General features: G+C 65.9%; 24 protein-coding genes and 1 riboswitch. Of the genes, 14 read left to right on the top strand and 10 right to left on the bottom strand.

What is annotated here, in order from left to right; translation table 11 throughout:
* Positions 1-29: 29 nt before the first annotated feature.
* A riboswitch (yybP-ykoY riboswitch) is annotated at positions 30-167 on the bottom strand.
* A gap of 160 nt (positions 168-327) precedes the next feature.
* Positions 328-1,746 (bottom strand): heavy metal sensor histidine kinase, encoded by a 1,419-nt coding sequence (locus tag H3H55_RS30460; RefSeq protein WP_193101479.1) that lies wholly within the window; start codon positions 1,744-1,746, stop codon positions 328-330.
* On the bottom strand, positions 1,743-2,414 hold the full coding sequence (locus tag H3H55_RS30455) for a heavy metal response regulator transcription factor (RefSeq protein ID WP_193101477.1): 672 nt from the start codon (positions 2,412-2,414) through the stop codon (positions 1,743-1,745). Before H3H55_RS30455 ends, H3H55_RS30460 begins: the two co-directional genes overlap by 4 nt.
* Positions 2,415-2,682: 268 nt before the next feature.
* Between H3H55_RS30455 and H3H55_RS30450 the strand changes: the two genes are divergently transcribed.
* The 10 genes from H3H55_RS30450 (at position 2,683) to H3H55_RS30405 (ending at position 12,968) form a co-directional block, all read left to right on the top strand.
* Positions 2,683-3,030: a hypothetical protein gene (locus tag H3H55_RS30450; RefSeq protein WP_193101476.1), complete on the top strand. Its 348-nt coding sequence runs from the start codon at positions 2,683-2,685 to the stop codon at positions 3,028-3,030.
* A gap of 88 nt (positions 3,031-3,118) precedes the next feature.
* The gene (locus H3H55_RS30445) at positions 3,119-3,391 is read left to right on the top strand and encodes a hypothetical protein (RefSeq protein WP_193101474.1); all 273 of its coding nucleotides are present in this window, start codon (positions 3,119-3,121) and stop codon (positions 3,389-3,391) included.
* On the top strand, positions 3,388-4,866 hold the full coding sequence (locus H3H55_RS30440; protein ID WP_193101472.1) for a TolC family protein: 1,479 nt from the start codon (positions 3,388-3,390) through the stop codon (positions 4,864-4,866). Before H3H55_RS30445 ends, H3H55_RS30440 begins: the two co-directional genes overlap by 4 nt.
* Before the next feature lies 1 nt (position 4,867).
* Entirely contained in the window at positions 4,868-6,163 is a 1,296-nt protein-coding gene (locus H3H55_RS30435) for a multicopper oxidase family protein (protein WP_193101470.1), read from the top strand.
* 68 nt (positions 6,164-6,231) lie between these two features.
* Positions 6,232-6,579 (top strand): copper-binding protein, encoded by a 348-nt coding sequence (locus H3H55_RS30430; RefSeq protein ID WP_193101468.1) that lies wholly within the window; start codon positions 6,232-6,234, stop codon positions 6,577-6,579.
* 14 nt (positions 6,580-6,593) lie between these two features.
* Positions 6,594-6,980, top strand: a complete 387-nt coding sequence (gene copC / locus H3H55_RS30425; protein ID WP_226800412.1) for a copper homeostasis periplasmic binding protein CopC — start codon at positions 6,594-6,596, stop codon at positions 6,978-6,980.
* Complete coding sequence (locus H3H55_RS30420) at positions 6,977-7,918, top strand: copper resistance D family protein (protein ID WP_193101466.1); 942 nt, start codon at positions 6,977-6,979, stop codon at positions 7,916-7,918. The genes copC and H3H55_RS30420 overlap by 4 nt, the downstream gene beginning before the upstream one ends.
* Before the next feature lie 212 nt (positions 7,919-8,130).
* Positions 8,131-9,945, top strand: coding sequence for an ExeM/NucH family extracellular endonuclease (locus H3H55_RS30415; RefSeq protein ID WP_193101464.1), 1,815 nt, complete (start codon positions 8,131-8,133; stop codon positions 9,943-9,945).
* Between the two features lie 700 nt (positions 9,946-10,645).
* Complete coding sequence (locus H3H55_RS30410) at positions 10,646-12,493, top strand: S10 family serine carboxypeptidase-like protein (RefSeq protein ID WP_193101462.1); 1,848 nt, start codon at positions 10,646-10,648, stop codon at positions 12,491-12,493.
* A gap of 82 nt (positions 12,494-12,575) precedes the next feature.
* Positions 12,576-12,968 (top strand): 2-oxoglutarate dehydrogenase, encoded by a 393-nt coding sequence (locus tag H3H55_RS30405; RefSeq protein ID WP_226800411.1) that lies wholly within the window; start codon positions 12,576-12,578, stop codon positions 12,966-12,968.
* A gap of 63 nt (positions 12,969-13,031) precedes the next feature.
* Here H3H55_RS30405 and H3H55_RS30400 read toward each other — a convergent pair whose 3' ends face one another.
* On the bottom strand, positions 13,032-13,994 hold the full coding sequence (locus H3H55_RS30400; RefSeq protein WP_226800410.1) for a helix-turn-helix domain-containing protein: 963 nt from the start codon (positions 13,992-13,994) through the stop codon (positions 13,032-13,034).
* Between the two features lie 242 nt (positions 13,995-14,236).
* Here H3H55_RS30400 and H3H55_RS30395 point away from each other — a divergent pair, with 242 nt between their 5' ends.
* Together H3H55_RS30395 and H3H55_RS30390 are read left to right on the top strand one after the other, a co-directional pair.
* Positions 14,237-15,484: a D-arabinono-1,4-lactone oxidase gene (locus tag H3H55_RS30395; RefSeq protein ID WP_193101458.1), complete on the top strand. Its 1,248-nt coding sequence runs from the start codon at positions 14,237-14,239 to the stop codon at positions 15,482-15,484.
* Between the two features lie 33 nt (positions 15,485-15,517).
* Positions 15,518-16,297 (top strand): SDR family NAD(P)-dependent oxidoreductase, encoded by a 780-nt coding sequence (locus tag H3H55_RS30390; protein WP_193101456.1) that lies wholly within the window; start codon positions 15,518-15,520, stop codon positions 16,295-16,297.
* Between the two features lie 42 nt (positions 16,298-16,339).
* Here the strand turns inward: H3H55_RS30390 and H3H55_RS30385 are convergent, their stop codons facing one another.
* Positions 16,340-17,422 (bottom strand): helix-turn-helix transcriptional regulator, encoded by a 1,083-nt coding sequence (locus H3H55_RS30385; RefSeq protein ID WP_193101454.1) that lies wholly within the window; start codon positions 17,420-17,422, stop codon positions 16,340-16,342.
* A 566-nt stretch (positions 17,423-17,988) separates the two neighbouring features.
* On the opposite strand from H3H55_RS30385, the gene H3H55_RS30380 reads away from it, so the two are divergent.
* A complete protein-coding gene (locus H3H55_RS30380; protein WP_193101452.1) occupies positions 17,989-18,258 on the top strand; it encodes a DUF4148 domain-containing protein in 270 nt (89 codons plus the stop codon).
* Between the two features lie 162 nt (positions 18,259-18,420).
* Here the strand turns inward: H3H55_RS30380 and H3H55_RS30375 are convergent, their stop codons facing one another.
* Entirely contained in the window at positions 18,421-19,953 is a 1,533-nt protein-coding gene (locus H3H55_RS30375) for an amino acid permease (protein WP_193101450.1), read from the bottom strand.
* A gap of 366 nt (positions 19,954-20,319) precedes the next feature.
* Positions 20,320-21,330, bottom strand: coding sequence for a GlxA family transcriptional regulator (locus H3H55_RS30370; protein WP_193101448.1), 1,011 nt, complete (start codon positions 21,328-21,330; stop codon positions 20,320-20,322).
* A gap of 88 nt (positions 21,331-21,418) precedes the next feature.
* Between H3H55_RS30370 and H3H55_RS30365 the strand changes: the two genes are divergently transcribed.
* A complete protein-coding gene (locus tag H3H55_RS30365; RefSeq protein ID WP_193101446.1) occupies positions 21,419-22,534 on the top strand; it encodes a DJ-1/PfpI family protein in 1,116 nt (371 codons plus the stop codon).
* Positions 22,535-22,604: 70 nt separating this feature from the next.
* On the opposite strand, the gene H3H55_RS30360 is transcribed toward H3H55_RS30365, so the two are convergent.
* From H3H55_RS30360 to H3H55_RS30345, 4 genes are all read right to left on the bottom strand, one after another.
* The gene (locus tag H3H55_RS30360) at positions 22,605-22,745 is read right to left on the bottom strand and encodes a hypothetical protein (RefSeq protein ID WP_226800409.1); all 141 of its coding nucleotides are present in this window, start codon (positions 22,743-22,745) and stop codon (positions 22,605-22,607) included.
* A gap of 54 nt (positions 22,746-22,799) precedes the next feature.
* Positions 22,800-24,278, bottom strand: coding sequence for an aminotransferase class V-fold PLP-dependent enzyme (locus H3H55_RS30355; RefSeq protein WP_193101444.1), 1,479 nt, complete (start codon positions 24,276-24,278; stop codon positions 22,800-22,802).
* 234 nt (positions 24,279-24,512) lie between these two features.
* A complete protein-coding gene (locus tag H3H55_RS30350) occupies positions 24,513-24,827 on the bottom strand; it encodes a TrfB-related DNA-binding protein (RefSeq protein ID WP_193101442.1) in 315 nt (104 codons plus the stop codon).
* Between the two features lie 18 nt (positions 24,828-24,845).
* The gene (locus H3H55_RS30345) at positions 24,846-25,103 is read right to left on the bottom strand and encodes a PAAR domain-containing protein (protein ID WP_193101440.1); all 258 of its coding nucleotides are present in this window, start codon (positions 25,101-25,103) and stop codon (positions 24,846-24,848) included.
* Between the last annotated feature and the right edge of the window lie 2 nt (positions 25,104-25,105).

Genomic DNA, 25,105 nt, shown 5'->3' with positions numbered 1-25,105 from the left:
CGCTGACGAACCATGGCGCATCCGCCGACGTCCGACCAGGAACGACGCGATGCGCCCATGGTCTCGCCAGACCGATTCGGCCGAACGCGCCACGGCTGGAAGCCGAGTGTGTTGACGCGTTCGCTTTCCGGGGGACGGAAAGCAGGCTACTCCCCAAAGACGAGCGCCAGTCTAGCCGAGCCGATTGCTTTCGGCAAGCTTGCGTGGCGATATCGTTTCGGCGGATGAGGAAAGCCGTGCGCGTGGCGGGTGCTCGTGTCGTATCGCGAAGCAATCGCGCCCGCGTGGCGGTGTCATGTGCGTGTCACGAACGCATCGCCGGGCGCGTCAACCCTCCGTGACGCTCGGAAAATAGAGCGCGAACGTCGTGCGTCCGTCGCGGCTCGCGACCTCGACCTTGCCGCGATGCAGTTCCATGATCGACTTGACGATCGCGAGCCCGAGCCCGGCGTTCCGCGCCGCGCCGTGCCGCGACGAATCGATCCGGTAGAACCGCTCGAAGATTCGGTCGACCTGTTCGGGCGGAATCGCGGCGCCGCGATTCGTGACCTCGACGACCGCGTAACCGGCTTGCGCGGAAACGGCCAGCTCGATCGTCGACGCGGCGTCCGCGTGTTCGAGTGCGTTCGACGCGAGATTGCTGACGGCGCGCCGGAACAACGTTGCGTCCGCAACGACGGGCGCGTGGCCGTGCACGTCGATGCGCACGCCGGCTTCGTCAGCCAGTGCCTGGAAATACGATGCAAGCCGGCGCAGTTCGCTGCCCGCGTCGAGCTCGGCGGTCTTCAGGTGCTGCCTTGCATTGTCGGTGCGCGCCAGAAACAGCATGTTCTCGATCATCCGTTGCAGCCGTTCGCATTCCTCGATGTTCGAGTCGATCAGCGCTTCGTATTCCTCGGTCGTGCGGGCGCGCGACAGCGTGACCTGCGACGAACTGATCACGTTGGCGAGCGGCGTGCGCATGTCGTGCGCGAGATCGGACGAGAACTGCGACAGCCGCACGAACGCGCGTTCGAGACGGTCGAGCATCCGGTTGACCGACGTCGCGAGCTCGCGCAGTTCGACCGGGCCGCCGCGCGCGTCGAGGCGCGCGTTCAGGTTGTGCGCCTCGATGCGCGACGTCTGCCGGCCGAGGCTCTCGACCGGGCGCAGGCCGCGCGCGGCGACCGCATAACCGAGTGCGCCGACCAGCAGCGCACCGACGGCCGCCGCGAGCCAGATGTCGACGCGATAGCTTTCCAGCAGCGACTGGCGATCGGTTGAGGTGCGCGCGAGCGCGACCTGGATGGCTTCGCCGGACGGCAGCGTTGCGCGCGCATACACGCAGCGCGACGTGCCGATGCCGGGCGGCGAGCAGGTGAACGGGCCGCCGGCGCCACCGGTTCCGGCGGCCGGATGCGGTGCCGCGATCACCGACGCGAGCGTGTTGCCGGCTTCGTCGGAGTGCTCGACGAGTGCGCGGTTCTGCCCGTCGTAGATGCCGAGATAGACGCCCGGATGCGATAGCAGCACCTCGTGGAATACGGCCGGATCGGCGCGCAGCGCGGCCGTCGAGCCGCTCGCGTGTGCAAGCTGCAGGAACTGGTTGAGCTTGCCGGAGATCTCGATGTCGTCGCGCCGTTTCAGCTCGGCGGACAGCGAGCGATAGAGATACGCGCCGGTCAGCGCGAACACGAGCGCGGCGACGACGGCGAACGCGAGCGTCAGGCGCCGCAGCAGCGAATACGAAGCCGGGCCGGCGGTCACGAACGATCCTCGAGCACGTAGCCCATGCCGCGGATCGTGTGGATCAGCTTCTTCTCGTACGCGTTGTCGATCTTCGCGCGCAGGCGCTTGATCGCCGCATCGACGACGTTCGTGTCGCTGTCGAAATTCATGTCCCAGATCTGCGACGTGATGAAGGTGCGGGTCAGCACTTCGCCCTCGCGTTCGGCGAGCAGTTGCAGCAGCGCGAATTCCTGTGCGGTCAGGTCGATGCGGTTGTCGGCGCGCCGCACGCGGCGCTTGATCAGGTCGACCTCGAGATCGACGACGTGCAGGATGTCGCGCACGTTGCGCGGCGCGCGCCGCAGCAGCGAGCGGATCCGGGCCAGGAACTCGGCGTATGCGAACGGCTTGAGCAGGTAGTCGTCGGCGCCCAGTTCGAGGCCGGTGACCTTGTCCTCGATCGCCTCGCGGGCCGTGAGCAGCAGCACGGGTGTCTGCTTCTGTGCGCGCAGGCGCCTGAGCACCTCGAAGCCGTCCATTTCCGGCAGCATCACGTCGAGCACGACGAGATCGAAATCCTCGTGCAGCGCGAGGAACAGCCCGTCCTTGCCGGTTTCCGCGACGTCGACCGTGTAGCTTGCCTCCATCAGCCCCTTCCGGAGGTACGACGCCATCTTGGGTTCGTCTTCGACTATCAGTATCCGCATGGTGAGGCAGGCTATCGATGATTCCAGCCGGTGAGTGTAACGCCTGAGCTTACGGCGTCGCGCGTGCGCGAAAGATGACCGGTGGATGACGGAATTTTCATGAAGCACGGGCCGAAACGTCGAGCGCGCGTTTCATGAAAATCCGGTCATGTTTCGACCATGTCGTCGTCACGGCGGCGGCGATAAGCTGCAGCCGTCCTGTCTCCGGAGCGCGCCGTCGCGGTGCCGCGCCGGCCCATCCGGTCGTAGCCTGCCTGATTCCGCATCCATGTCGTACTGGCGCAAATTCATCCTCGTCGTGCTGCTGGCGCTGAGCCTGCCGATCCAGTCGTTCGCGACCGTTTCGATGCCGTGCGCGGGTGCTGTCGTGCCGGATGCGAACGAGATGTCGCACGCGATGCCGGTCGTGCAGGATGGTCATCCCGAGCACGATAGCCACGCGCCGTCGTGTTCCGACTGCGTGTCCTGCTGCGTCGGCACGAGCATGCCGGGTGCGCCCGCGGCGCCTGCTGCGTCGGGCACCAGCGTCACGATCGTCGCGCATCCGCCGTCGACCGTGATCGTGTCGTTCCTGACCGGCGGCATCGACAGGCCGCCTCGCTGGATTCCCGCCTAGCCGTGCCCGTGGCCGACAGGCCGCGATCTGCAATCCACGCCGGCGGCCGCGCAAGGCCCGCCGGACGACACTACGACGAGACCCATTCATGCGATTGATCACTGCGGCGCTGCTTGGCGCGGCGGCCATCGTGCCGTCGCTCGCGCCTGCGCAAACCCCGTTTCCCGATCCGGCGGACGCCGCCGCGACGGTGCCGGACGTCACCGTGACGTCCGCGTTCGACGGCTACCGGCCGTATCGCGACGACGCAGGCCCGGGCTGGAAACAACTGAACCGGGACGTGATGAAGCGGCCCGCGAAGCCCGGCAACACGACGGGTCACGGCGGCGCCCATTCGATGCACGGAGGGCCCGCGCAATGACGAATCTTGCGATATCGCCGAGGATCGGCGCGGCCGCGCTCATGCTGGCGTTCCTCGCGGGCTGCACGACGTTTTCGAAGGACGGCGGCTTCGACGCCGTGTCGTCCAACGCGGCGGAACGTATCGGCAAAGACGCGGTGGTCGTGCGGACCGATGCCGACCGCGAAGCCGTCGACAAGCGGACCCGGGAACTGCTCGCCAGGCCGCTCACGATGGACGACGCGGTGCAGGTCGCGCTGCTGAACAACCGCGGCCTGCAGGCGTCGTACGCGGAGCTCGGGCTGTCGGAGGCCGACCTCGTGCAGGCCGGCCGGTTGCCGAACCCGCGCTTCTCGTTCAGCCGCACCCGCGCCGGCGACGGCGAGCTGACGCTCGGCCGCACGTTTTCGGCGAACGTGTTCGCGCTGCTGACGATGCCGCTCGCGACGAATATCGAGCGCCGCCGCTTCGAGCAGACCAAGCTCGAAACGGCCGACGCGATGCTGAAGGTGGCCGCCGACGCGCGCCGTGCGTATATCGAGGCCGTCGCCGCCGAGCAGGCTGCGAACTATGCGCAACAGGTGCGCGATGCCGCGAGCGCGGCCGCCGAACTCGCGCTGCGCATGCGTCAGGCCGGCAACTTCAGCCGGCTCGATTACGCCCGCGAGCAGGCGTTCCATGCCGATGCGGTCGCGCAGCACGCGAAGGCGCGGCAACAGGCCGTGGCCGCGCGCGAGAAGCTCACGCGCGCGATGGGGCTGTGGGGCGGGCGCACGCAGTACGTGCTGCCCGAGCGCTTGCCCGACCTGCCGAAAGCGCGCCCGGACCTGCCCGATCTCGAACGCTTCGCGATGAGCCACCGTCTCGACATCCAGGCCGCGAAGCTGCAGACGCAGGGTGTCGCGTCGTCGCTCGGCCTCAGCAAGGCCACGCGTTTCGTCAACGCGGTCGATCTCGGTTATGTGAACAACTACGAGACCGGCAAGGGTCACGAGCACGGTTTCGAGATCAGCGTCGAGATTCCGCTGTTCGACTGGGGCGGCGCGAAGGTTGCGCGGGCCGAGGCGATCTACCTGCAGTCGGCGAACCGGCTCGCGAAGACGGCCATCGACGCGCGCTCCGAAGTGCGCGAATCGTACGCGGCGTACGTGACGAGCTACGACGTCGCCACGCACTACCGCGACGAAGTCGTGCCGCTGCGCAAGACGATCTCGGACGAGCTGCTGCTGCGCTACAACGGGATGCTCGCGAGCGTGTTCGAACTGCTGGCCGATGCGCGCGAACAGGTTGGCGCGGTGAACGGCTACATCGATGCGCTGAAGGACTACTGGCTCGCCGAAACCGACCTGCAGATGGCTGTCGGCGGCCGGCTGCCTGTCCCGGGCGCTGCGCTGCGCGCACCGCGTTCCACCGAACCCGAACCTGCCGCTGCGCCGCAGCCGGCTTCCTCACCCGTGGCGCAACCGGCGCCCGCAACGCATCCGGAAGGTCATTGACATGGTGTCCCGTCGACAATTTCTCAACGGCTCGGGCGCCGCGCTGCTCGGTGCGGCGATGGTCAGCAAGGCCGGCGCCGCGTCGCTGCCCGAAGCGCCCACGATGGCGAAAACCGGCACGCAGCCGCCGCTCGTGCCGCCGAACGGCCGTCCGTACACGCCCGTCGCGACGCTGAACGGCTGGACGCTGCCGTGGCGGATGAAGAACGGCTGGAAGGAATTCCACCTGACGGCCGAGCCCGTCGTGCGCGAGATGGCGCCCGGCATGAACGCGAACCTGTGGGGCTACAACGGCCAGTCGCCGGGCCCGACGATCGAGGCCGTCGAAGGCGACAAGGTGCGCATCTTCGTGACCAACCGGTTGCCCGAGCACACGACGATCCACTGGCACGGGCTGCGGCTGCCGAACGGGATGGACGGCGTCGGCGGCCTCACGCAGCCGCATATCCCGCCCGGCAAGACCTTCGTCTACGAGTTCCAGCTCGAGGCGCACGGCACGTTCATGTATCACCCGCACGCCGACGAGATGGTGCAGATGGCGATGGGGATGATGGGCATGTTCATCGTGCATCCGAAGGATCGCGGCACGATGCCGGTCGATCGCGATTTCGTGTTCCTGCTCGCCGCATACGACATCGATCCGGGCAGCTACACACCGCGCGTGAACGAGATGACGGACTTCAACATGTGGACGTTCAACTCGCGCGTGTTTCCGGGCATCGATCCGCTGCCGGTGCGCGCGGGCGACCGCGTGCGGATTCGTTTCGGCAACCTGACGATGACGAACCATCCGATCCACCTGCACGGCTACAGCTTCGAAGTCGCCGGCACCGACGGCGGATGGATTCCGCCGGCGGCGCGCTGGCCCGAAGTGACGGCCGATGTCGCGGTGGGCCAGATGCGCGCGATCGAGTTCACCGCCGATCGCCCGGGCGACTGGGCATTCCACTGCCACAAGTCGCATCACACGATGAATGCGATGGGCCACCAGGTGCCGAACCTGATCGGCGTGCCGCAGAAGGATCTCGCGCAGCGCATCGGCAAGCTCGTGCCCGACTACATGGCGATGGGCAGCACGGGCGGCGCGATGGGCGGCATGGAGATGCCGCTGCCCGACAACACGTTGCCGATGATGACGGGCACGGGCCCGTTCGGGCCGCTGGAGATGGGCGGCATGTTCACGGTGCTGAAGGTGCGGCAGGGGCTCGGCCGCAACGACTATCGCGATCCGGGCTGGTTCCGGCATCCGAAGGGCACCGTCGCATACGAGTACACCGGCGAATTGCCGGACGGTTGAGCAGCAGCACGCGGCGGCCGTGCCGATGCGGCCGCCGGTTTCGTTTCATTCACTCTGGAGCAAACACGATGAAGAAGGGACTGGTTTCGATTGCAACAGGTTGCGCGCTGGCGTTCTCCGCCGCGTCGTACGCGGCCGGCGACATGGCCGGCATGGACATGAGCGGCGGCGCGAAGCAGGGCGCCGATGCGGCGCAGCGCATGTCGCACGGCGAGATCCGCAAGGTCGACACGGCCGCGGGCAAGCTGACGATCAAGCACGGCCCGCTGGACAACCTCGGGATGGACGCGATGACGATGGCGTTCAAGGTGAAGGACCCGGCGATGCTGTCGCAGGTGAAGGTGGGCGACAAGGTCGACTTCGTCGCCGAGGACGTGGGCGGCGCGCTGACCGTCGTCGAGCTGAAGAAGCCGTGACGCCGGGCACGAACATGAAGATCAAGATCACGACGCTCAGGCGGCTGGCCGGCTTCGCCGCGGCCGGCGCGATCCTCGCTGCCGCGCCGGTCGCGGCATCGGCGCACGGCAAGCTGGAAAGCGCCGCACCGGCGACGGGCAGCACGGTCGACACCGCGCCCGACACGGTGCGGCTCACCTTCAACGAAGACCTCGAACCGGCGTTCAGTTCGGTGAAGGTGTCGGACGCGAACGGCAACGCCGTCACGCAGGACAAGGCGAAGGTCGACGCGTCGAACCCGCGCGTGATGACGGTTGCGATGCCGAAGCTCGCGCCAGGCGCGTACACGGTGCAGTGGGCGGCGATGACGGCCGATGCGCATCGCACCAAGGGCACTTATACGTTCAGGGTGAAGGGATGAACGACGGTTTCGTCGGCCTGCTGCGGCTCGTGTCGGTGGCGATCCAGAACGCCGGGTTCGCGGGCATCGTAGGCGCGCTGCTCGGCAGCCACTGGCTCGCGCGCGGCGCGTCGGCGTGGCAGCACGGCATCGGGCGGCGCCTCGTCGCGACGCTGCGCATCGCGTCCGTCGTGTCGCTGTTCGCGAGCATCACCGCGTTCTGGGCGCACTGCGCGCTGATGAGCGACGTGTCGCTGCTCGAAGCCGGGCCGGCCGTCTGCGCGATGCTCGTGGGCACCGGATTCGGCCACGCGTGGCTGGCCGGTGCTGCGTTCATGGTGGTGATCGTGCTGCTGTCGTTTCTCAGGCATGCGAACGACACGCGATTTCCGTTCACGATATGGGTTGCGCTCGCTTGTGTCGCGCTCGCGCGCAGCAACGGCGGGCATCCAGTCGACGCGGGGTTGTTCAGCGTGCCGGTGTGGGTCGACTGGCTGCATCTGCTCGCGATCAGCGCGTGGGTCGGGCTCGTGTTCGTGACGGCGTTCGGCGTGATGCCGCGTCTTGCCGGCATGCCGGCGAGCGAACGCGCGACCGGCGCATCGTTCGTTCAGTCGCTGTCCGATGCGTCGACGGTTGCGTTGATCGTGTTGTTTGCGACCGGCGCGTACAACGGATGGCGCGGCATCGATACGCCGGCCAACCTGCTCGCGTCGAGCTACGGGCAGATCCTGCTGCTGAAGCTCGCGCTCGTGCTGATCGCGGCGGCGCTCGGCGGACACAACCGGTTCTTCGGGATGCCGAAGTTGCTGTCCGAGTTGAAAGACCCGGCCGCCGCGATGCCGGCCGGCCCGTTGCGTGGGTTCGGCGCGGTGTTGCGGATCGAGGCGGTCGTGCTGGGCGGCGTGCTGATGGTGGCGGCCGTGCTCGCGTCGAGCGCACTGCCGGGGACGGTCTAGCGCGGCGGCGCGTTGCCGAAGCGTCGCGGGGAATCGTCACGGGCACGATGGATTTTCATCAGACGATTTCCCCGCGTTTTCCGGCACAACCGCGCGGCCGGTGGCGATCGCCGCGCGAAATCACTTGTTACATTTACCTGTCTTTTGATTACCAAAAACTGTCATTGAGCGCCGCTAAGCTTTCGCCACCCTCACAACCGGGATCTCCCGTCATGCGCTCGACAATCCGCCTGTTTGCCCCGCTATTGCTGCTCCCGACGCTCGCCGCCGCGCCGGTGTTCGCCGCCACCGTCGCTCCCGTCAGCCCGAACTGCGGCGGCAGCACGACGCCGATCGCCGATATCCAGGGGCCGGGCGCGCCGTCGCCGCTCGCCGGCCAGAACGTGTCGATCGAAGCCGTCGTCACCGCCGATTTCGGCGGCACGGACGGGTTCGGCGGCTTCTTCGTCCAGCAGGCCGACGCACAGCGCCGCAACCAGCCGGGCGTGTCCGAAGGCCTGTTCGTCTATGCGCCGAAAGTGCGCGCGAAGGCGGGCGATCTCGTGCACGTGACGGGCAAGGTCGAGGAGAAGTACGGGCAGACGCAGCTCACGCAGTCGGGTGCGATCGCGGTATGCGCGAACGGCCAGACCGTCACGCCCGTGACGCTCACGCTGCCGGTCGACAGCCCGAACGCGTTCGCCGCGTATGAAGGGATGCTCGTGCGCCTGCCGCAGACGCTGAACGTCACCGACAACTACGAGCTCGGCCGCTACGGCAGCGTGATGCTCAGCAACGGCCGCCTGCGCACGCCGACGAGCGTCGTGCCGCCCGCACAGGCGCAAACGCAGATCGACGCGAACGCGCGCAACCGCCTGATCCTCGACGACGGCTCGAACAAGCAGAACCCCGCGACCGTGCCGTATCCGGCGCCCGGCCTGTCGGCCGCGAACACGCTGCGCGCGGGCTACACCGTGCGCGACATCGAAGGCGTGCTCGAAGTGCGTTACGGCGCATGGCGCGTGCAGCCGCTGCCCGGCGCGGCCGTGCCGGCGTTCGAGGCGCGCACGAACCCGCGCACCAACGCGCCCGCGCGCGATCCGAAATCGAACCTGCGCGTCGCGTCGTTCAACGTCCTCAACTACTTCAACGGCAACGGTCTCGGCGGCGGCTTCGACGATCCGAACAACCGCGGCGCGAAGACCTACGTCGAATTCCAGCGTCAGGAAGCGAAGATCGTCAGCGCACTGAAGGCGCTCGACGCCGACGTGATCGGCCTGATGGAAATCCAGAACAACGGCTACGGCGAACTGAGCGCGGTGCGCCAGCTCGCGGCGAAGCTCGGCAACAACTGGCGCGTCGTCGATCCGGGCACATCGCGCCTCGGCGGCGACGCGATCGCGGTCGCGCTGATCTACGACAGCCGCAAGGTCGAACCGGTCGGCCGCGCGGCGACGCTCGCGATCGACGACAAGAATCGCCAGCCGCTCGCGCAGTCGTTCCGTCGCATCGGCGGCAAGCAGGCGCTGACGGTCGCGGTGAACCACCTGAAGTCGAAGAACTGCCCGGACGCCGCGAACGACGATCTCGACCAGGGCGACGGCCAGGGCTGCTGGAACCCGACCCGCACGCGCGCGGCGGCGAAGGTCGCCGACTGGCTCGCCGGCACGCCGACGGGTGTCGCGGGCCAGGGCGTGCTGCTGATCGGCGACTTCAACAGCTACACGCACGAAGCCCCGATCCGCACGCTCGAATCGCGCGGCTACCGCAACCTCGTCGCGCGCTGGATCGGCGCGAACGCGTACAGCTACGTGTACAACGGCGAAGCCGGTTATCTCGATCATGCGCTCGCAACGCTGCCGCTCGCGTCGCACGTGAAGGCCGTGCACGAATGGCACATCAACGCGGACGAGCCGCTCGCGCTGCAGTACACGCTCGCGTACAAGTCGGCCGAGCAGCAGAAGACGTACTACGCGCCGGATGCGTATCGCTCGTCGGATCACGATCCGGTGCTGATCGATATCGCACTGCCGGGCGGCGGGAATTGATGGCGGGTTGACCGCGGGTGATGCGCGGCGTGCGGCGAGTCCGCACGCCGTTGCCCGCCCGGGAAATGGATTCGAATATCGGGTAAATAATTCCGCCGAAACGGCCGTGAATTAACGCAATCGGTATTTTATGGATGGCGCAATGCACATAAGCGCCTGGATTGAAGAATGCCTGAAGCGAATCGCGTCATCGAATGGCGTGTGCATGGCGTGACGGCACCTTAATCGATTGTCGATAATAAAAATGAAAGAAAAATCCAGTCGATCTGAAGGGTATGCAAGCGCTGCATCAATACCGGAAAGGTTTGTGAGTTGTGCGACAGAAGTAAAATATTCGGCGAATCATTGCCGATAAAGCGCGCCTTGCACGAATAATCTTTTTGTCTTTCAAATTCCAGACACTGGCCGTCGTTCGCATCATTACGGGATTTTTAATATCGGAATGATCTTTGACAACGCGGCGCAGCACCGCCTATTTTTGTCGGTGTCGTAAATTCAGGTAATCAGAAAAGAAGTCCAAACTGCAGGGGGCGGTTCAAGCACGATTCTCGCCAGCAGTTTGCTGTGTCTGTATCACGTTCAGTCTCTTGAAGCAGTCCGATCCCAACCGCCTTTTGCGCGAGTGGCGGGTGTTGCTGCGCGTCTCGCCGGCGAAGGCGGCCTTTGTGAAGTGGTATCCGAACCAGGCACAAGGATAGAGATGAAACCAGACAGGAGCAGTACCGGCAGCCGCCGTGCTCGTCACGGCCGGTTGGTCGGGCTAGGCGCATTGACGGTCATGACACTGGCGCTCGCGGCATGCGGCGGCGACGATTCGTCGTCCGTCGGCGCGTCGAGCCTTGCGCAGACAACGGCCAGCCAGCAGGCCAGCGCACAAGCGGCCAGCAGTCAGGCACCGGCGGCCAACCAGCCTTACGTCGACCAGGTTGCGTATTCGATGAATGCGACCGACGGCCTCGCCGCCGCGCAGGTGTCGGAGAAAGCGGCGATCATGCATTACCAGTGGACGGGCGGCAGCAAGACGGTCAGCTACACGACGACCACCGGCCACCTGACCGCGCAGGACGCGAACGGCAACGCGGAAGCGTCGATGTCGTATGTCGCGTACACCGCGCCGAGCACCAACGGCAAGCCGCGTCCCGTCACGTTCGTATATAACGGCGGCCCCGGCTCGTCGTCGATCTGGCTGCGTCTCGGCTCGTTCGCGCCGACGCGGGTGGCCACGCCCGATCCGGGTTTCGGCACCAACTGGCCGAACTATCCGATCGTCGACAACGCCGACAGCCTGATCGACACCACCGACCTCGTGTTCATCGACCCGCCGGGAACCGGGCTGTCGGAAGCCGTCTTGCCGAACACCAACCAGAAGTACTGGGGTTCCGATGCGGACGTGAACATCATGCGCGACTTCATCCAGCGCTACCTGAACGTCAACAGCCGCAGCACGTCGCCGATCTACCTGTACGGCGAATCGTACGGCACGCCGCGTACCGACATGCTGGCGCTGGCGCTCGAATCGGCCGGCGTGCACCTGACCGGCATCGTGCTGCAGTCGGCGATCCTGAACTACTTCGCGGATGCGGTGGAGGCGGTGGCGATCACGCAGTCGACGGAGGGGCTGCTGCTCGAAACCGATACCGTGGCCGGTTACCTGCCCGGGTATGCGGCGGTCGCGGCGTACTTCAACCAGGTCTCGCCGGCGCCGGTGAACCAGGATCTGTACGCACTGCAGACGGAATTGTTCACGACGCTGATCTACAACCAGCTGCAGAAGTACTCGCAGTCGTGGGTGTTGAGCCAGCTCGGCATTCCGGATGCGCTCGGCACGCCGGTGTTCCCGAGCGATGCGACGCTCAAGCTGTGGGGGATACCGTCGGGCCTGACGCTGCAGGCGCTGCAGGGCTACTTCAACGCGAACCCGTTCGGCACGAGCCTGCTGCCCGGAACGACGATCGGACGGTATGACGGACGTGTGTCGTTGCCGAACTCCGATCCGCGCCTGCAAACCGACGGCGACCCGTCCGACATCCTGATTTCGCAGCCGTTCACGAACGCGCTCGCGACGCAGATGCCTGACTACCTCGGCTATACCGCACCGAACGCGACCTACCTGCCGCTGAACGACAACATCATCGGCGTCTGGGACTTCACGCACGACGGCCAGCCGATGCCCGACACGATCCCCGATCTGCTCGGCGCGCTGCAGCTCAACCCGAAGCTTCGCGTGCTCGCGGAGAACGGCTTCCACGATCTGGCCACGCCGTTCTTCAATACCGAGAAGCAACTCGCGCGGCTGCAGACGGTGAAGGGCCTGAATCCGAAGCTGCAGGTGAACTTCTTCCAGGGCGGTCACATGATTTACCTCGACGATGTCGCTCGTCCGCAGATGAAGCGTGACCTGAAGACGTTCTACAAGGGCGCGCGGATTCCGACGGCGCTGACGCTGCATACGCTGCCGCCGCCTTGGCCGGACGAAAACCCGCCCAGCGTGCCGACCGGCAGCATCCCGGGCGCGACGGCCGCGACGACGCTGGCGGCGGCCCCTTGAGCGACGGACTCCTTGTCAGAGGAACCCTCTATTCATCCATTGAATGCGAGCGATCATGTCCCTAATCCAAATGATTCGGCGTATGTCTGCGTTGATCGTCGTCGGTGCCGCGATGAGCAGCGCCCACGCCTTGCCGCCGCAGGCGGTGGCGCCGGTGAAGCTTCCGCATGGCGGGCGCGGCGTCGACGGTCCGTTCTTTCCGTCCACGCGGGCGGCGCCGGTGTTGCCGTCGACCGGCGCGACTCTGCAGCAGCAGGCGCAGCAGCGGGTCGATGCGAGGCTCGGCGCCAATACGGTGCTGAGCAACGGCGCGGCCGTGACGAAGGCGCAGGCGCAGAGCAGCGGGCTCGGTTTCGTGTCGAAGCACTTCGACGAGATCGATGCGAAGCACACCGGCCGCGTGACGATGAGCGATGTGCGGCAGTTCATCCAGCAGCGGCAGGTGCAGGCGCAGCAGGAACAGCAGGACGAGTGACGTAGCAACGCAGCGCGGCGGCCGGTGCGAGGTCTGCACCGGCCGCCGAACCGCGACAGGTGTTCAGCTCGCGTGGCGCGCGTAGCGCCGGGCCGTAACCGACGGCAGCTCGCCGAACATCGCGCGATAGTCCTGCGCGAAACTGCTCAGGTGCCAGAAGCCCCATTTGGTTGCGGCGGACGTCACGGATTCGCCGAGCCGAAGCTCGCGGCGCGCGTGGTTCAGTCGAACGGCGCGCAGATACGCAATCGGGTTCAGATTGAGCGTGTCGTGGAACGCATACTGCGCGGTGCGCCGGCTGATGCCGAGCTGCACGCACAGCTCGGCGATCGACAGCGGGCAGGTCGATGCGTCCTGTAGCCGCTCCTGCACCGCGTTGACCAGCGACCAGTACTTCGTCGGGCGCGCGGCTTGCGCGCCGTCCTCCGGCGCGGCTGCCGTCAACACCTCCGAGATCGCGTACAGCACGGTGCGCTCCAGCAGTTCGATGCGGTCCTGCGTCGTCATGTCTTCAGCGGAGGTGCTTTTCGCCGCGGCGGCGAGCGTGCGGCGCAGCAGGTCGCGCAGATTGTCCGCGACGTATGCGGCCATCGGGATCAGCGGGGCGAGGGTGCGTGCGCGCAGTGACGCGGCGACCGTGCGCATCGCCGGCGTCGACAGCTTGTCGGGTTCGATCTCGACGTTCACGAGCACGTGCCGGTCGGGCGAGTAGAACTCGAATTCCGGCAGGCTCGAGAACACGTGCAGGCTGTTCCGCCCGCTCTTCTCGCCGCACATGCGCGCATGCCCTTCCAGCTCCAGCGGCACGGCCACGGCGATCCGGTCTGACGGCACCGCGCCGCGCTGCAGGATGACCTTGTCGAGATCCTCGACCAGCAGCTTGATGCCGCCCAGCGACACGATCGACGACGAGCCATGAAACAGGCCGCCCGAGATCTGCGTGTAATTCAGGTTCCAGCCTTCGAACGACCGCGCCTGTTCCGCCACGTCGGTGAACGCGCAGAACGCGACCGTTCGCGCGAACAACGGGGCGCCAGAGAAATCGCTCAGGTGGGCAGACGGCGTCATCGGGGGCGGGAGGGAGCGGGCCGGGTCGAATCATTGTAGCCGCTCGGCGAGCCGGTCAAAAAGCGCAGCCTCGTGGAAACCCTCGCTTGCCGAAATCCGATAGTGAAAAGCGTTTCGGCACCCTACCTTTGGCATCAATACGTTGCTGTTCACCGAGCCATGCCGACAACGCACCGCGGTGCCTATCTGGAGAGACGTTGATGGAACTTCCCCGTGGCGGATTCTGGAGAAACTGGGTCGGCAATCAGTCGTGCGTGGCCGCGCACCTCGCGTCGCCGACCAGCGAGGCCGAGATCGCGGAGCTGGTGCGTACCGCGACGCGCCAGGGCAAGCACGTCCGATGCGCGGGGTCGGGGCACTCGTTCACGCCGGTCGTGGCGACGAGCGGCCTGCTGCTGTCGCTCCAGGACTACCAGGGCATCGTCGATGTCGATCAAGCGCGCAAGCGTGTGACGGTGAAGGCCGGCACGAAAATCAATGCGGTGACGCGTCACCTGAAGGCACTCGGCCTGTCGCTCGTCAACCAGGGCGACATCGATTCGCAGGCGATTGCCGGCGCGTTCGCCACCGGCACGCACGGCACCGGGACGACGCTGAGCAACCTGTCGTCGCAGGTCGTCGGGATGCGCATCGTGCGCGCCGACGGCTCGATCATGGAAGTGAGCGACCGGAAGGACCTCGACCTGCTCCATGCGACGCAGGTGAATATCGGCATGTTCGGCGTGGTGTCGGAGATGACGCTGCAGGTGACCGATGCGTTCTGGCTGCACGACCGGGTCTGGCGCGAGGATTTCGAAGCGCTGATGGAGCAATACGACGACCTGGCAGCGAAGTATCGGCATTTCGGGTTCTTCTGGTGTCCGACGTCAGAAAGCCGCGACCTGTACTGCCTGCCCGATACCACGAAGGTGTCGAACTCGAAGAAAGACTACGACGTGTGCGAGATCAAGGTGATGGACGTCACCGATGAGCGCACGTATCACGAGGGCGAGCACGAGAAGATCGCATACAGCTCCGAGGTGTATGCGATCCACTACGTGCCGAACTTCCACGAGCTCGAGTACGCGGTGCCCGCACAACACGGCAAGGAAGCGCTGCGCCGCGTTCGCGACCTGATCCTCACGAAACACCGTGACTGCATTTTCCCGGTCGAGTATCGCTTCACGAAGGGCGACCCGGCGTGGATCAGCCCGTTCAACCACCAGGACAGCGTCACCATTTCATGCTCGGGCGGCCCGAACGGCGTCGACTACTGGCCGTTCCTGAAGGACGTCGACGACATCCTGCGCGATTACGGCTCGCGTCCGCACTGGGGCAAGCTGCATTTCACGAACCGCGAAGACGTGGACCGCTGGTTCCCGAAGGCCGAAGCGTTCCGCGCACTGCGCCGCAGCGTGGACCCTGAAGGTTTCTTTCTCAACGATCATCTTCGGACGCTGTTCAGTTGAGCGCGCCGATCCAACCAGACAGGAGAACGAAGAATGAATGTCAAGATTGACGGCCGCCTGGCCGGCAAGGTCGCCATCGTCAGCGGCGGCGCCGGCGGATGCGGTGGCGCTGCGTCCGAACTGTTCGCCGCACAGGGCGCGAAGGTCGCGATCATCGACCGCGACGGTGACGCCGCCGAAGCACTTGCGTCGAGGCTGCGCGATGCCGGCCTGCAGGCGATTGGCCTCGGCGCCGACGTGTCGAAACAGGCGGAGGTTCAGCGGGCCGTCGATGCGGCGCGGGAGCAGTACGGCAATGCAGACATCCTGTTCAATCATGCCGGGACGCTGATCGTCAAACCGTTCCTCGACATCGAAGAGTCGGAGTGGGACTGGCTGATGGGCGTGAACGTCAAGAGCATGTTCCTGGTGACGAAGGCGGTGCTGCCGCAGATGCTCGAGAAGGGGCGCGGCAGCATCGTGTGCACGTCGTCGATTTCGGCGGTCTGCGCGACGCCCGGCGAAGTGCTGTACGACGCGACCAAGGGTGCGTGCCACATGTTCGCGCGGGCCATCGCGGTCGAGTACCGCGACCGCGGGATTCGCTGCAACGCGCTGGCGCCGGGGTTCATCCGCACGCCGCACGGGATGCGCGAACTCAAGGACCTGCAGGCGATGGGCGTCGACGCGACCGAAGCGGCGATCGCGGTTCAGCAGGGCCGGTTGTGCGAACCGTCGGAAGTCGCGGCGGCCGCGCTGTTCCTCGCGTCCGACGAGTCGAGTTTCGTCAATGGCACGCATCTGTTCGTCGACAACTGTTTTTCCGCGGTCTGATCGCCGAGGTTTGCAGCTGCGCTTTCGACACGACATGCGACGCTAGTCGTGCTGGCCAACGCGAAAGACGTTGCGCAATTCGTCGTGGTTGTGCACGTTGAGCTTGCGGTAGATCTTTCGCACATGATCGACGACGGTGCTGTCGCGCAGCGCGAGGCCGCGCGCGATGGCGGTTTGCGAGTGGCCGAGGACGAGTAGCGAACAGAGCTGCCGTTGTCGTTCCGTCAGACCGAACTCGAAGCCGAGTCGCTCGATTTCCAGTTCGTGCGGGAGGAAATGCTCGATGTAGATCACGATCGCCTGCTCGCAGGGCAGCGCGCTCGCATGCGCGAAGCGATACGCCTTGAATCGGAAGCGGCCGGCCGCGTTGCGGCGTTCCATCGTGGCGGGTTCGACCGGAAGGCCGCACCAGATGCGATTGACATTCGTCAGCAGCGGCGCAAGCCAGTTCGGAAAGCGGTCGCGACGATAGAACGCAAGCGGTTCGCCGGACGCGAGCGCCAGCATCCTGACGCTGTCCTCGCTCTGCAGCAACACCTTTCCGGTGTTGTCGATGACCATGATCGCCGACTGGCAGCCTTCCGCTTCGCGCTGCGGCGGACGTATCGGGCACGAAAGCGCATGCGCGATATGTCGCGCGAAGGGCGCGATGTCGCGATGATTCTTTTCCGAGAACGGACGAGCGCCGGGCGCGCGGCACAACTTCAGGCTTCCCCAGCCACGGGTGCCATCGGTTGCCGTCAGCTCGAGACAATGTCGCATGCCGACCGGCCGCCACAGCTCCGCATACATTGCACTCTTCAGCAGCGCGGCGTCGTAACGGGCGCTGTTTTCGAATCCGCGGCCGCGGCGCATCGCATCCGAGAACGTGACGCCGAGCACCTCCTGTTTTTCGGTGTTGTGGACGTCGGCAAAGTAAGTGGGCAGGACTTGATAGACGGTGTCGTTTTCGCTGTAGACGTCCGACACCGCATAGTGTTCGTCGGTATAGAAGAACATGCCCCAGTCGGCGCCCACGATGCGCCGCGTTGCTTCAACCACATGAGGAATGACGAGGCGCGGTTCGATGCCGAACGAACACAGTCGCCGGATGTGGCCCGCTAGCGCGACATACTTGTCGGACATGGTGCGCCCCTTGCGCTACGACGGGCCGGCACGCGACTGCGTCGAACGAGGGCCGCGTGCACCTTGCGCATACGGTGTCCAGTTTAGGTCGGCGAGTCGACGAATTCCATAATTGCCCCCTCGTCAGGGGGCGTTAAACCGGCCGGCCGATTTCTATCATTAATCCATTCCTGCCGGTTGCCCCGCCCGGTGCGCGGTGGCGCGAAGCGCGCGATCCGTTCGATCGCGGATGCGCGCCACAGGAACGTTCGATTCGCGTTGCGGCACGACGCGCAGGCAAGCGCATGCGCCAGGCTGCTGCGAGGTGTTGTTGCGCATTCGCATGCGAATGCGCTGGTCCGGGGGACGTTACAGGAGGACGCGAAGGTCGCTCGATGGAACCTCGAACGTGCGAAGCCGCCGATGGCTGGAGCGACGCAGCGGAATGCTCGCGATTCGCGACGCGCGGCGATGCCGTCGGGGCCGACGTTGTTGCATCGGCGAGGTGTGTCGAATCGCGCGGGCGGCCGGACCTCGGCGCCGTTCCCGCGTACGAGTCGCAATGTCTTTTCATATGAGGTGCCACGATGAAGACGGTTTACAAGGCGGCGCTGGCCGCCGTGTGCATGCTGGGTGCGACCGGGCTTGCCCGGGCGGATGGCGGAGCCGACGAGAGCCCCGGCACACCCTCGGATGCCGCGCTCAGCGCCACCGCAGTGGGCTCCATGCCCAGTGCCGGGTCGCAGGCGGGCGGCCCCGCGGCGATCACGCGCGCTCAGGTGAAGCAGGAACTGATTCGCTCGCAGAAGTCGGGCGAGTTCGAGCGGATGAATCAGTTCTACGGCGGCGGGAATTAGGGCGGCGTGACGAACCGGCGCGGCCGCCCGGACCATCGGCGGCCGCGTGATCGGTGCCCGGGTTGCATGCGGGGACGGTTGTAACGGGCAATGCGACCGTCGCGAAGATCACGGGCATGACACCGCTCCAAGTCGGCGGTTTCAGCCCGTTTCAAAGGTGCTTCAGACGGTCGGATCGACGTTCGCCTCGAGTTCGCGGATGCGCTCGAGGTTCCGCGTGTCCTTCAGCACCGGCGGCCCCGCGAAGGTGTTGCGCACGCCGAAGCCGTACCAGATCACCATCAGCACCGCGACGAAACCGACGAGCACGTAGAGCACCTTTTCATTCGGCGGCTGGATGCCGACATACGCGAGCACGCAGGCGCCGACCAGCGCGAGCAACGCACACGGCTTCGACCAGATGCCCAGCTGGAACGGACCTTTTTCGGTCCACGTGCGGCCTTCGGCCAGCATCCCCGAGCCGATCGGCATCGCATACGAGATGAACAGGAACACGGCGCTGCCGGCGCTCAGCACCGAGAACGCGTCGCCGTACAGCGTGACGACGATCGCGAGCACCGCACAGGTCCAGATCGCGGGCCCGGGCGTCCGGTGCGTGTGACTCACGCTGCGCAGCAGCTTCGATGCCGGCAGCCCGCCGTCGCGCGCGAACGCATACACCATCCGCGACGTCGACATGATCGCGGCGAGCCCGCATACGTAGTTGATGAAGAACATCGCGAGTTCGAGGCACACCCGCAAGGTCTTCGGAATCGGCGCGAGTATCGCTTCGAAAAAGCCGGTGCCCTGTTTCATCGCGGCGGTCAGGTCGGGCATCACCAGCACGAACGCGCACACCATCACGTAACCGAAGATCGCGGACCAGAACACCGACCCGATGATGCCGCGCGGCACGTTTCTGGCCGCATCGTGCGTCTCCTCCGACGTATGCGCGGACGCGTCGAAACCCGTGATGGTGTAGGTCACCAGCAGCAGGCCGGACAGGAACGCGAGCGGCGTGGCCTGCTTCGGCCACGCACCGCCGTCGACGCCGGTGAAATTGGTGAAGGTGACCAGCCGATGCAGGTCGAACGTGACGGGCGAATAGTAGAGCAGCGAAACGACCAGCGCGATCGTCACGACGAAGATCAGATAGCCCGACAGGTCGGTGATCCTGCTGGCGATCCTGATGCCGCGTGCGTTCAGGATCGCCTGCGAGATCGTGATGAACGCGATGAACGCCGTTTGATGCCACCAGGTCAGGCTGTCCGGGCTGACGCCGAACATCGGCGCGATCAGCGTCTTGAAGAACGGATCGTAGGTGCCGAAATTGATCGCGGCGATCACGAAGATGAGGCCGATCAGGTTGAGCCACGCCGTCATCCACCCCCATTTCTTCCCGCCGAGGATCGCGCCCCAGTGATAGAGGCCGCCCGCCGTCGGAAACGCGGACGCGATCTGCGACATCGATACGGCGACGATCAGCGCGAACAGCGAACCCAGCGGCCAGCCCAGGCCGACCGATGCGCCGCCGGTGGCGGAAAACGCGAGCTGAAACGCGGTAATGCCGCCAGACAGGATGCAGATCACCGAAAACGACACGGCGAAGTTCGAGAAACCGTTCATCCGTCTCGACAGTTCCTGCGCATAACCCATCTTGTGCAGGAGGCTTACGTCACTGTCGGTGCCTGAGTCAGGCGCGAGTTTTGTATCCATGTTCGCTCCGTCACGAATGTCCTGCGTGGCAGGACTGTCATCGCCGCCCGGGCCTTGTGTGTCGGCCCGCTCCTGGACTTCGTCGGCGGCACGCGATGGCGCGGTTGAGCGGCAATCGCGTTCCGGTCCGATGCGTGAACGGTATGAAACCAAATCTCCGGGCAATATCGGATTTCGGCAATGTAGTGAAAATCCGGATGCGTGCACTGCTTGGGGGCGTGCCTGACCGTTCCTTTTCTCGTCCTGAATGCTGGATGAAGCAGGAATGCCCCGTGTTGGCCGGAATTCGCCAGCCGCAGAAAATGTGGCCTCCCGGCGTCGCGTCATCGTGGCTCGATCGCCCCGGACGCCGAATCCGGTGACGGCTTATTCCGCCTGTCGCTTGGCGCGTCGCTGCCCGAAGCGCGCACGATAGTCGCGCGGCGATGTGCCGACCCGTTTCGCGAACGCGCGCTGCAACGCATCCACGCTGCCGAATCCCGAACGTTCCGCGATCCGTTCGAGTGGCCAGTCGGCTCGCTCCAGCAACACCTTCGCGCGCTCGACCCGCGCTGCCAGCACGTATTGCGCGGGCGAGTGTCCGGTCTCGTTGAAGAAATTGCGCGCAAACGTCCGTTCGCTCATGTGCATGCGGGCGGCCAGCGCGGCGACGCCAAGATCGCCGGTCGGATCGTCGGCGATTTCGGTGAGCAGCGCGCGCATGCGCGGCGTCGCGCTTGCCTGGATGTCGAGTCCGACGCTGAACTGCGCTTGTCCGCCGGGGCGGTGCATGAACAGCACGAGTTCGCGTGCGACCGCGAGCGCGGTCGGCGCACCGCAATCCGCCTCGACGAGTGCGAGACACAGGTCGATGCCGGCTGTCACGCCGGCCGAGGTATGGAACGGCGGGTCGCTCACGTAGATCGCGTCCGGCTCGACCTGTGCTTCAGGACACAGTGCCTGTAGCGCTGCACACTGGTTCCAGTGCGTGGTCGCACGTTTGCCGTCCAGCCATCCGCCGGCGGCGAGCACGAACGCGCCCGTGCAGATGCTCGCGATTCGCCGCGTGCTCGCGATCCGCGTGCGCAGCCACGGCAGTACGCCGGCATCCGACGCTGCGTGTCGCAGTGCCGCTTCGCTGCCGCCGGCGACGATGATCGTGTCGATACACCCGGGCAGTGCCGCCAGTGCGGTCGGCGCGGCGAGACGCAGGCCCGCGTGCGTGACGATGTCGTCCCCGTCCTGCGATGCGAGCGTGAGCCGGTACGGCACGGCATGGCCGGGAAGGTAACGGTTCGCGACCGCGAACACTTCCATTGGGCCCGTGATGTCGAGTGACTGGACGCCTTCGAAGCCGACGACCACGATGTCGCGTGCCGAACCGGTTGACTGGGACATGGCAGAAAGTGCGGTGGAGTTGTCCTTGTGACCGCGAGCATGATCCTTGTAATTTCCCGGACATGCAATCGATTGACTCGGGTGGGCGATGCGGGAACGGAAGACAAGCGGGGCGATGCGCCCGACAGCGGTGCTGCTCGTGTGCGGGATGCTGGGCGCGTGGGCGTTGGGGCGGCCGGCGCAGGCGATGGCGGAGGACACGCTGCCGGTCGTACAGACGCTGACGATGAGCGCGCCGAAGGAGGGGCGCAGGCGGCCGCTCGTTGCGATCGTGGCGGACAACGCGGGAACGGAGACGACCGACTTTATCGTCCCTTACGCGATTCTGAAAGCGTCCGGTGCGGCCGATGTCGTTGCCGTATCGGCCGACGAAGGCGCTGTCGAACTGATGCCCGCGCTGCGCATGCTGGCCGATACCACGTTCGACCGGTTCGATGCCACCGTCCCGTCGGGTGCGGACGTCGTGATCGTGCCCGCGCTGCATCGTGCCGACCGGCCGGCGGTGCTCGCGTGGTTGCGCAAGCAGGCCACTGCCGGCGCGACGATGGTGGCGATCTGCGATGGCGCAGAGGTCCTCGCGAACGCCGGCCTGCTGCGGCATCGCACCGCCACGTCTCACTGGTATTCGCGGGACCGTCTGCGTCGCCGTTTTACCGAGACGACGTGGGTCGACGATCGTCGTTACGTGATGGACGGCAACGTGATGACGACGACCGGCGTGTCGGCATCGATTCCCGCTTCGCTTGCCTTGGTGAGTGCGTTGGGCGGGCCGGGAGCGGCCCACGAGACCGCGCGGAAACTCGGCGCGCAAGCATGGAGCGATGTGCACGACGGTAGCCGGTTCGTGTTGACCGCGCGCGCGGTGGCGACCGCGCTGATGAATCGCGTTGCGTTCTGGCGGCGTGAGACGTTCGATCTTCCCGTTGGGAATGGGGTTGACGAACTTTCGGTTGCGTTGACCGCCGACGCGTGGGCGCGGACATGGCGCAGCGATGTTGTCGCGACGGCGGACGCGCACGTGATCGAGTCGAAGTACGGGCTGCGGTTGCTGACGCAGCCGGCCAATATCCGGCACGAGAGCGTGACGATTCCGGATGATCGGCGTGGCGAAGCGGTGCTTCCCGGCGTCCTCGCAGATATCGCGGCACGCTACGGCGACGCGACGTCAGGCTGGGTCGCGCTGCAACTGGAGTATCCGAGGTAGTTGCTGCAGCGGGCAGCGTTCATGCATCGCCCGCCGCAATGATCGTTCGCCCGTGCACCACGCGCGGACCTCAAGGCGCGATCACCGTCATCCTGAACGGCCCGCCGTTCGCCGCCGCGTGCGCGACCGTGTCGTTCGCATCGTCGAGCGCAAAGACCGTCACGTCGAACTGCCCGAGGTCGAGCAGCCCGCCGCGGACGAACCCCGTCATCAACGTCACGGCTTCCTTCGCATACATCCACGTGCCGCGCGGAGTGATATCGCCTCAGGCCGGATGCCGAGCCGCCACGCGATTCCAGAGCGCCGTTGACCGGCTGCCGCTGCGGCAATACGCGAGCACGGGTTTCGGCAGCGTGTCGAGCAAGGCTTCGAACGCGTCGACTTCCGCGTCGCCGATGCGGTCGCGCTCGACCGGCAGGTAGCGCGCTTCGAGGCCCAGTTCGCGGGCTGCCGCGGCGATCTCGTCGAACGCCGGTTGATCGTCGCCTTCGCCGTCCGGCCGGTTGCAGATCACCGAGCGGAAGCCGGCATTCCGGATCGCTTTCAGTTCGGCCGGCGTGATCTGTCGCGACGCCGAGAACCCGCTCGCGGCCGTCGCACGGCATTGCTCGATCGCCTTGCGGAAACAGGCGATCGCGAAGTCGACGTCCTGCTCCGTCGTGAAGCGGCCGAAGCTCACGCGCACGGTGCGGCCGGCAGTCGCCTCGTCGAGGCCGATCGCGGTCAGCACGTGGGACGGTGCGCCGCTGGTCGAGTTGCACGCGGACGTCGACGACACGGCGAGCGCGTCGCCGAGCATGTACGGGAAGAAACCCGGTGCATTTACCGTCAGGCTCAGCGTGTGCGGGATACGGCGCGCGGCGGCAGCGTTCTGCGTGACATCGCCGAGCGCAAGCAGCGCGTCCGTCAGGCGCGCGCCGAGCGCTGCAATGCGCGCGGCTTCACCGTCGAGTTTGTCGGCGGCCAGTTCGCACGCGACACCCATGCCGACGATCTGATGGGTGGCGAGCGTACCCGAGCGCAGTCCGCGTTCGTGTCCGCCGCCATGAATCTGCGGGGCGATCCGGTCGGCGATGTCGCGGCGGACGAACAGCGCGCCGATGCCCTTCGGACCATAAACCTTGTGTGCGGACATCGACATCAGGTCGATGCCGAGCGCACGTACGTCGATCGGCGTCTTGCCGAGCGCTTGCGCGGCGTCGACGTGGAGCAGCGCGCCCGCGGCGTGCACGATGCGCGCGATCGCGCCGATGTCGGTCAGCGTGCCGAGCTCGTTGTTCACGAGCATCAGCGACACGAGGCCGGTATCGGGACCGATCGCGGCAGCCACCGCGTCGGCGGTGATTTCGCCGTCGCGCGTGGGCGTCAGAAAGGTGACCGACGTGCCGTGCTTCGACAGGTTCGCCATCGTGTCGAGAATGGCCTTGTGCTCGATGCGGCTCGTGATCAGGTGGCGCTTGCCGGTCGCGGCTTCCGCGTAGCCCTTCAGCGCGAGGTTGTTCGATTCGGTCGCGCCGGAGGTCCAGACGATCTCGTCGGCATCCGCGCCGATGAGCGCGGCGACTTGCGCGCGGGCGCGCTCGACCTGTTCCCGCGCCAGCCGGCCGGCAGCGTGCGAACTCGATGCGGGATTGCCGAAGATGCCGTCGAAGCCGAGGCAGGTCGTCATCGCTTCGATCACGCGGGGATCCGCGGGCGTCGTGGCCGCGTAGTCGAGGTAGTGCAGCGTGGTGGTATCGCTCATGTCCTTCTCTTGCTCTTTCTCTTTCGGAATGGGAGAAATGATACGGGGGACATGAGGGAAAATGGATCCAAAGTTGGTTGTGAATTCAGCTCGATATGGAATATCGTTTTCTATGGATGTGGAATGGGGGAATTTATTTTTTGGTGGGCCGAGGGTGCGTGACGGCGGATTGATCAGACGGATGTCGGGGGCGTCCCAATTCAGGGAGGCGGTCGCTACCGTTCCCCGGTTCGATCAATTCGTCAGCCGCGGATCGGATGGCGTTGCCAATCGATGGGCATCACGAACCCACGCATGCAATGCGCTTTCGTACTTCGCCGGGATCGTGATCGTCAGTGTGGTCAGGTGTGTGCCGCTGCCCGGCAGTGCCAGATACCTTTGCCACACCTTCCGTACAAGTTGCGACATCGCGGAACACGTGATGCCGAGCTCGGCGGCGAGCGTCCGCTGCGACCGACCCTTGACGAAGATTTCAAACAAGGCCCAATGGTTGACGGGCTTGATCCGGGTATCTTGCAGGCGCAACAGCTGAAACTGTTCGGCGGTCATGCGTCGAATCTGCGTCATTCAGACACGCCCGGAAGTCTGCAGAGAGGAAATCAGCTCCGCGCCGCAGGTGGTCTTGTGACCGTCGAATACGGCGGCGCTGCCCTCAACATCAAACGCCATGTCACCTTCGGCAATCACACCGGGTCCGTGAATCGGACATGAACACGCGTCGCCGCTGCGGGCGACCGCGCGGCCCATCACCTTGCTCCTTTCCGCTCCGGATTCGACTCGGCCGCCGTGGGTGTGCATGTCGCCTACTCGAACAATTCCTCGCATAT

Source organism: Burkholderia sp. Z1, assembly GCF_014893795.1.
In the GTDB taxonomy this organism is placed as follows: domain Bacteria; phylum Pseudomonadota; class Gammaproteobacteria; order Burkholderiales; family Burkholderiaceae; genus Burkholderia; species Burkholderia theae.
The sequence above is the reverse complement of the archived record's forward strand: the minus strand, read 5'-3'. Positions and strand labels throughout refer to the sequence as shown.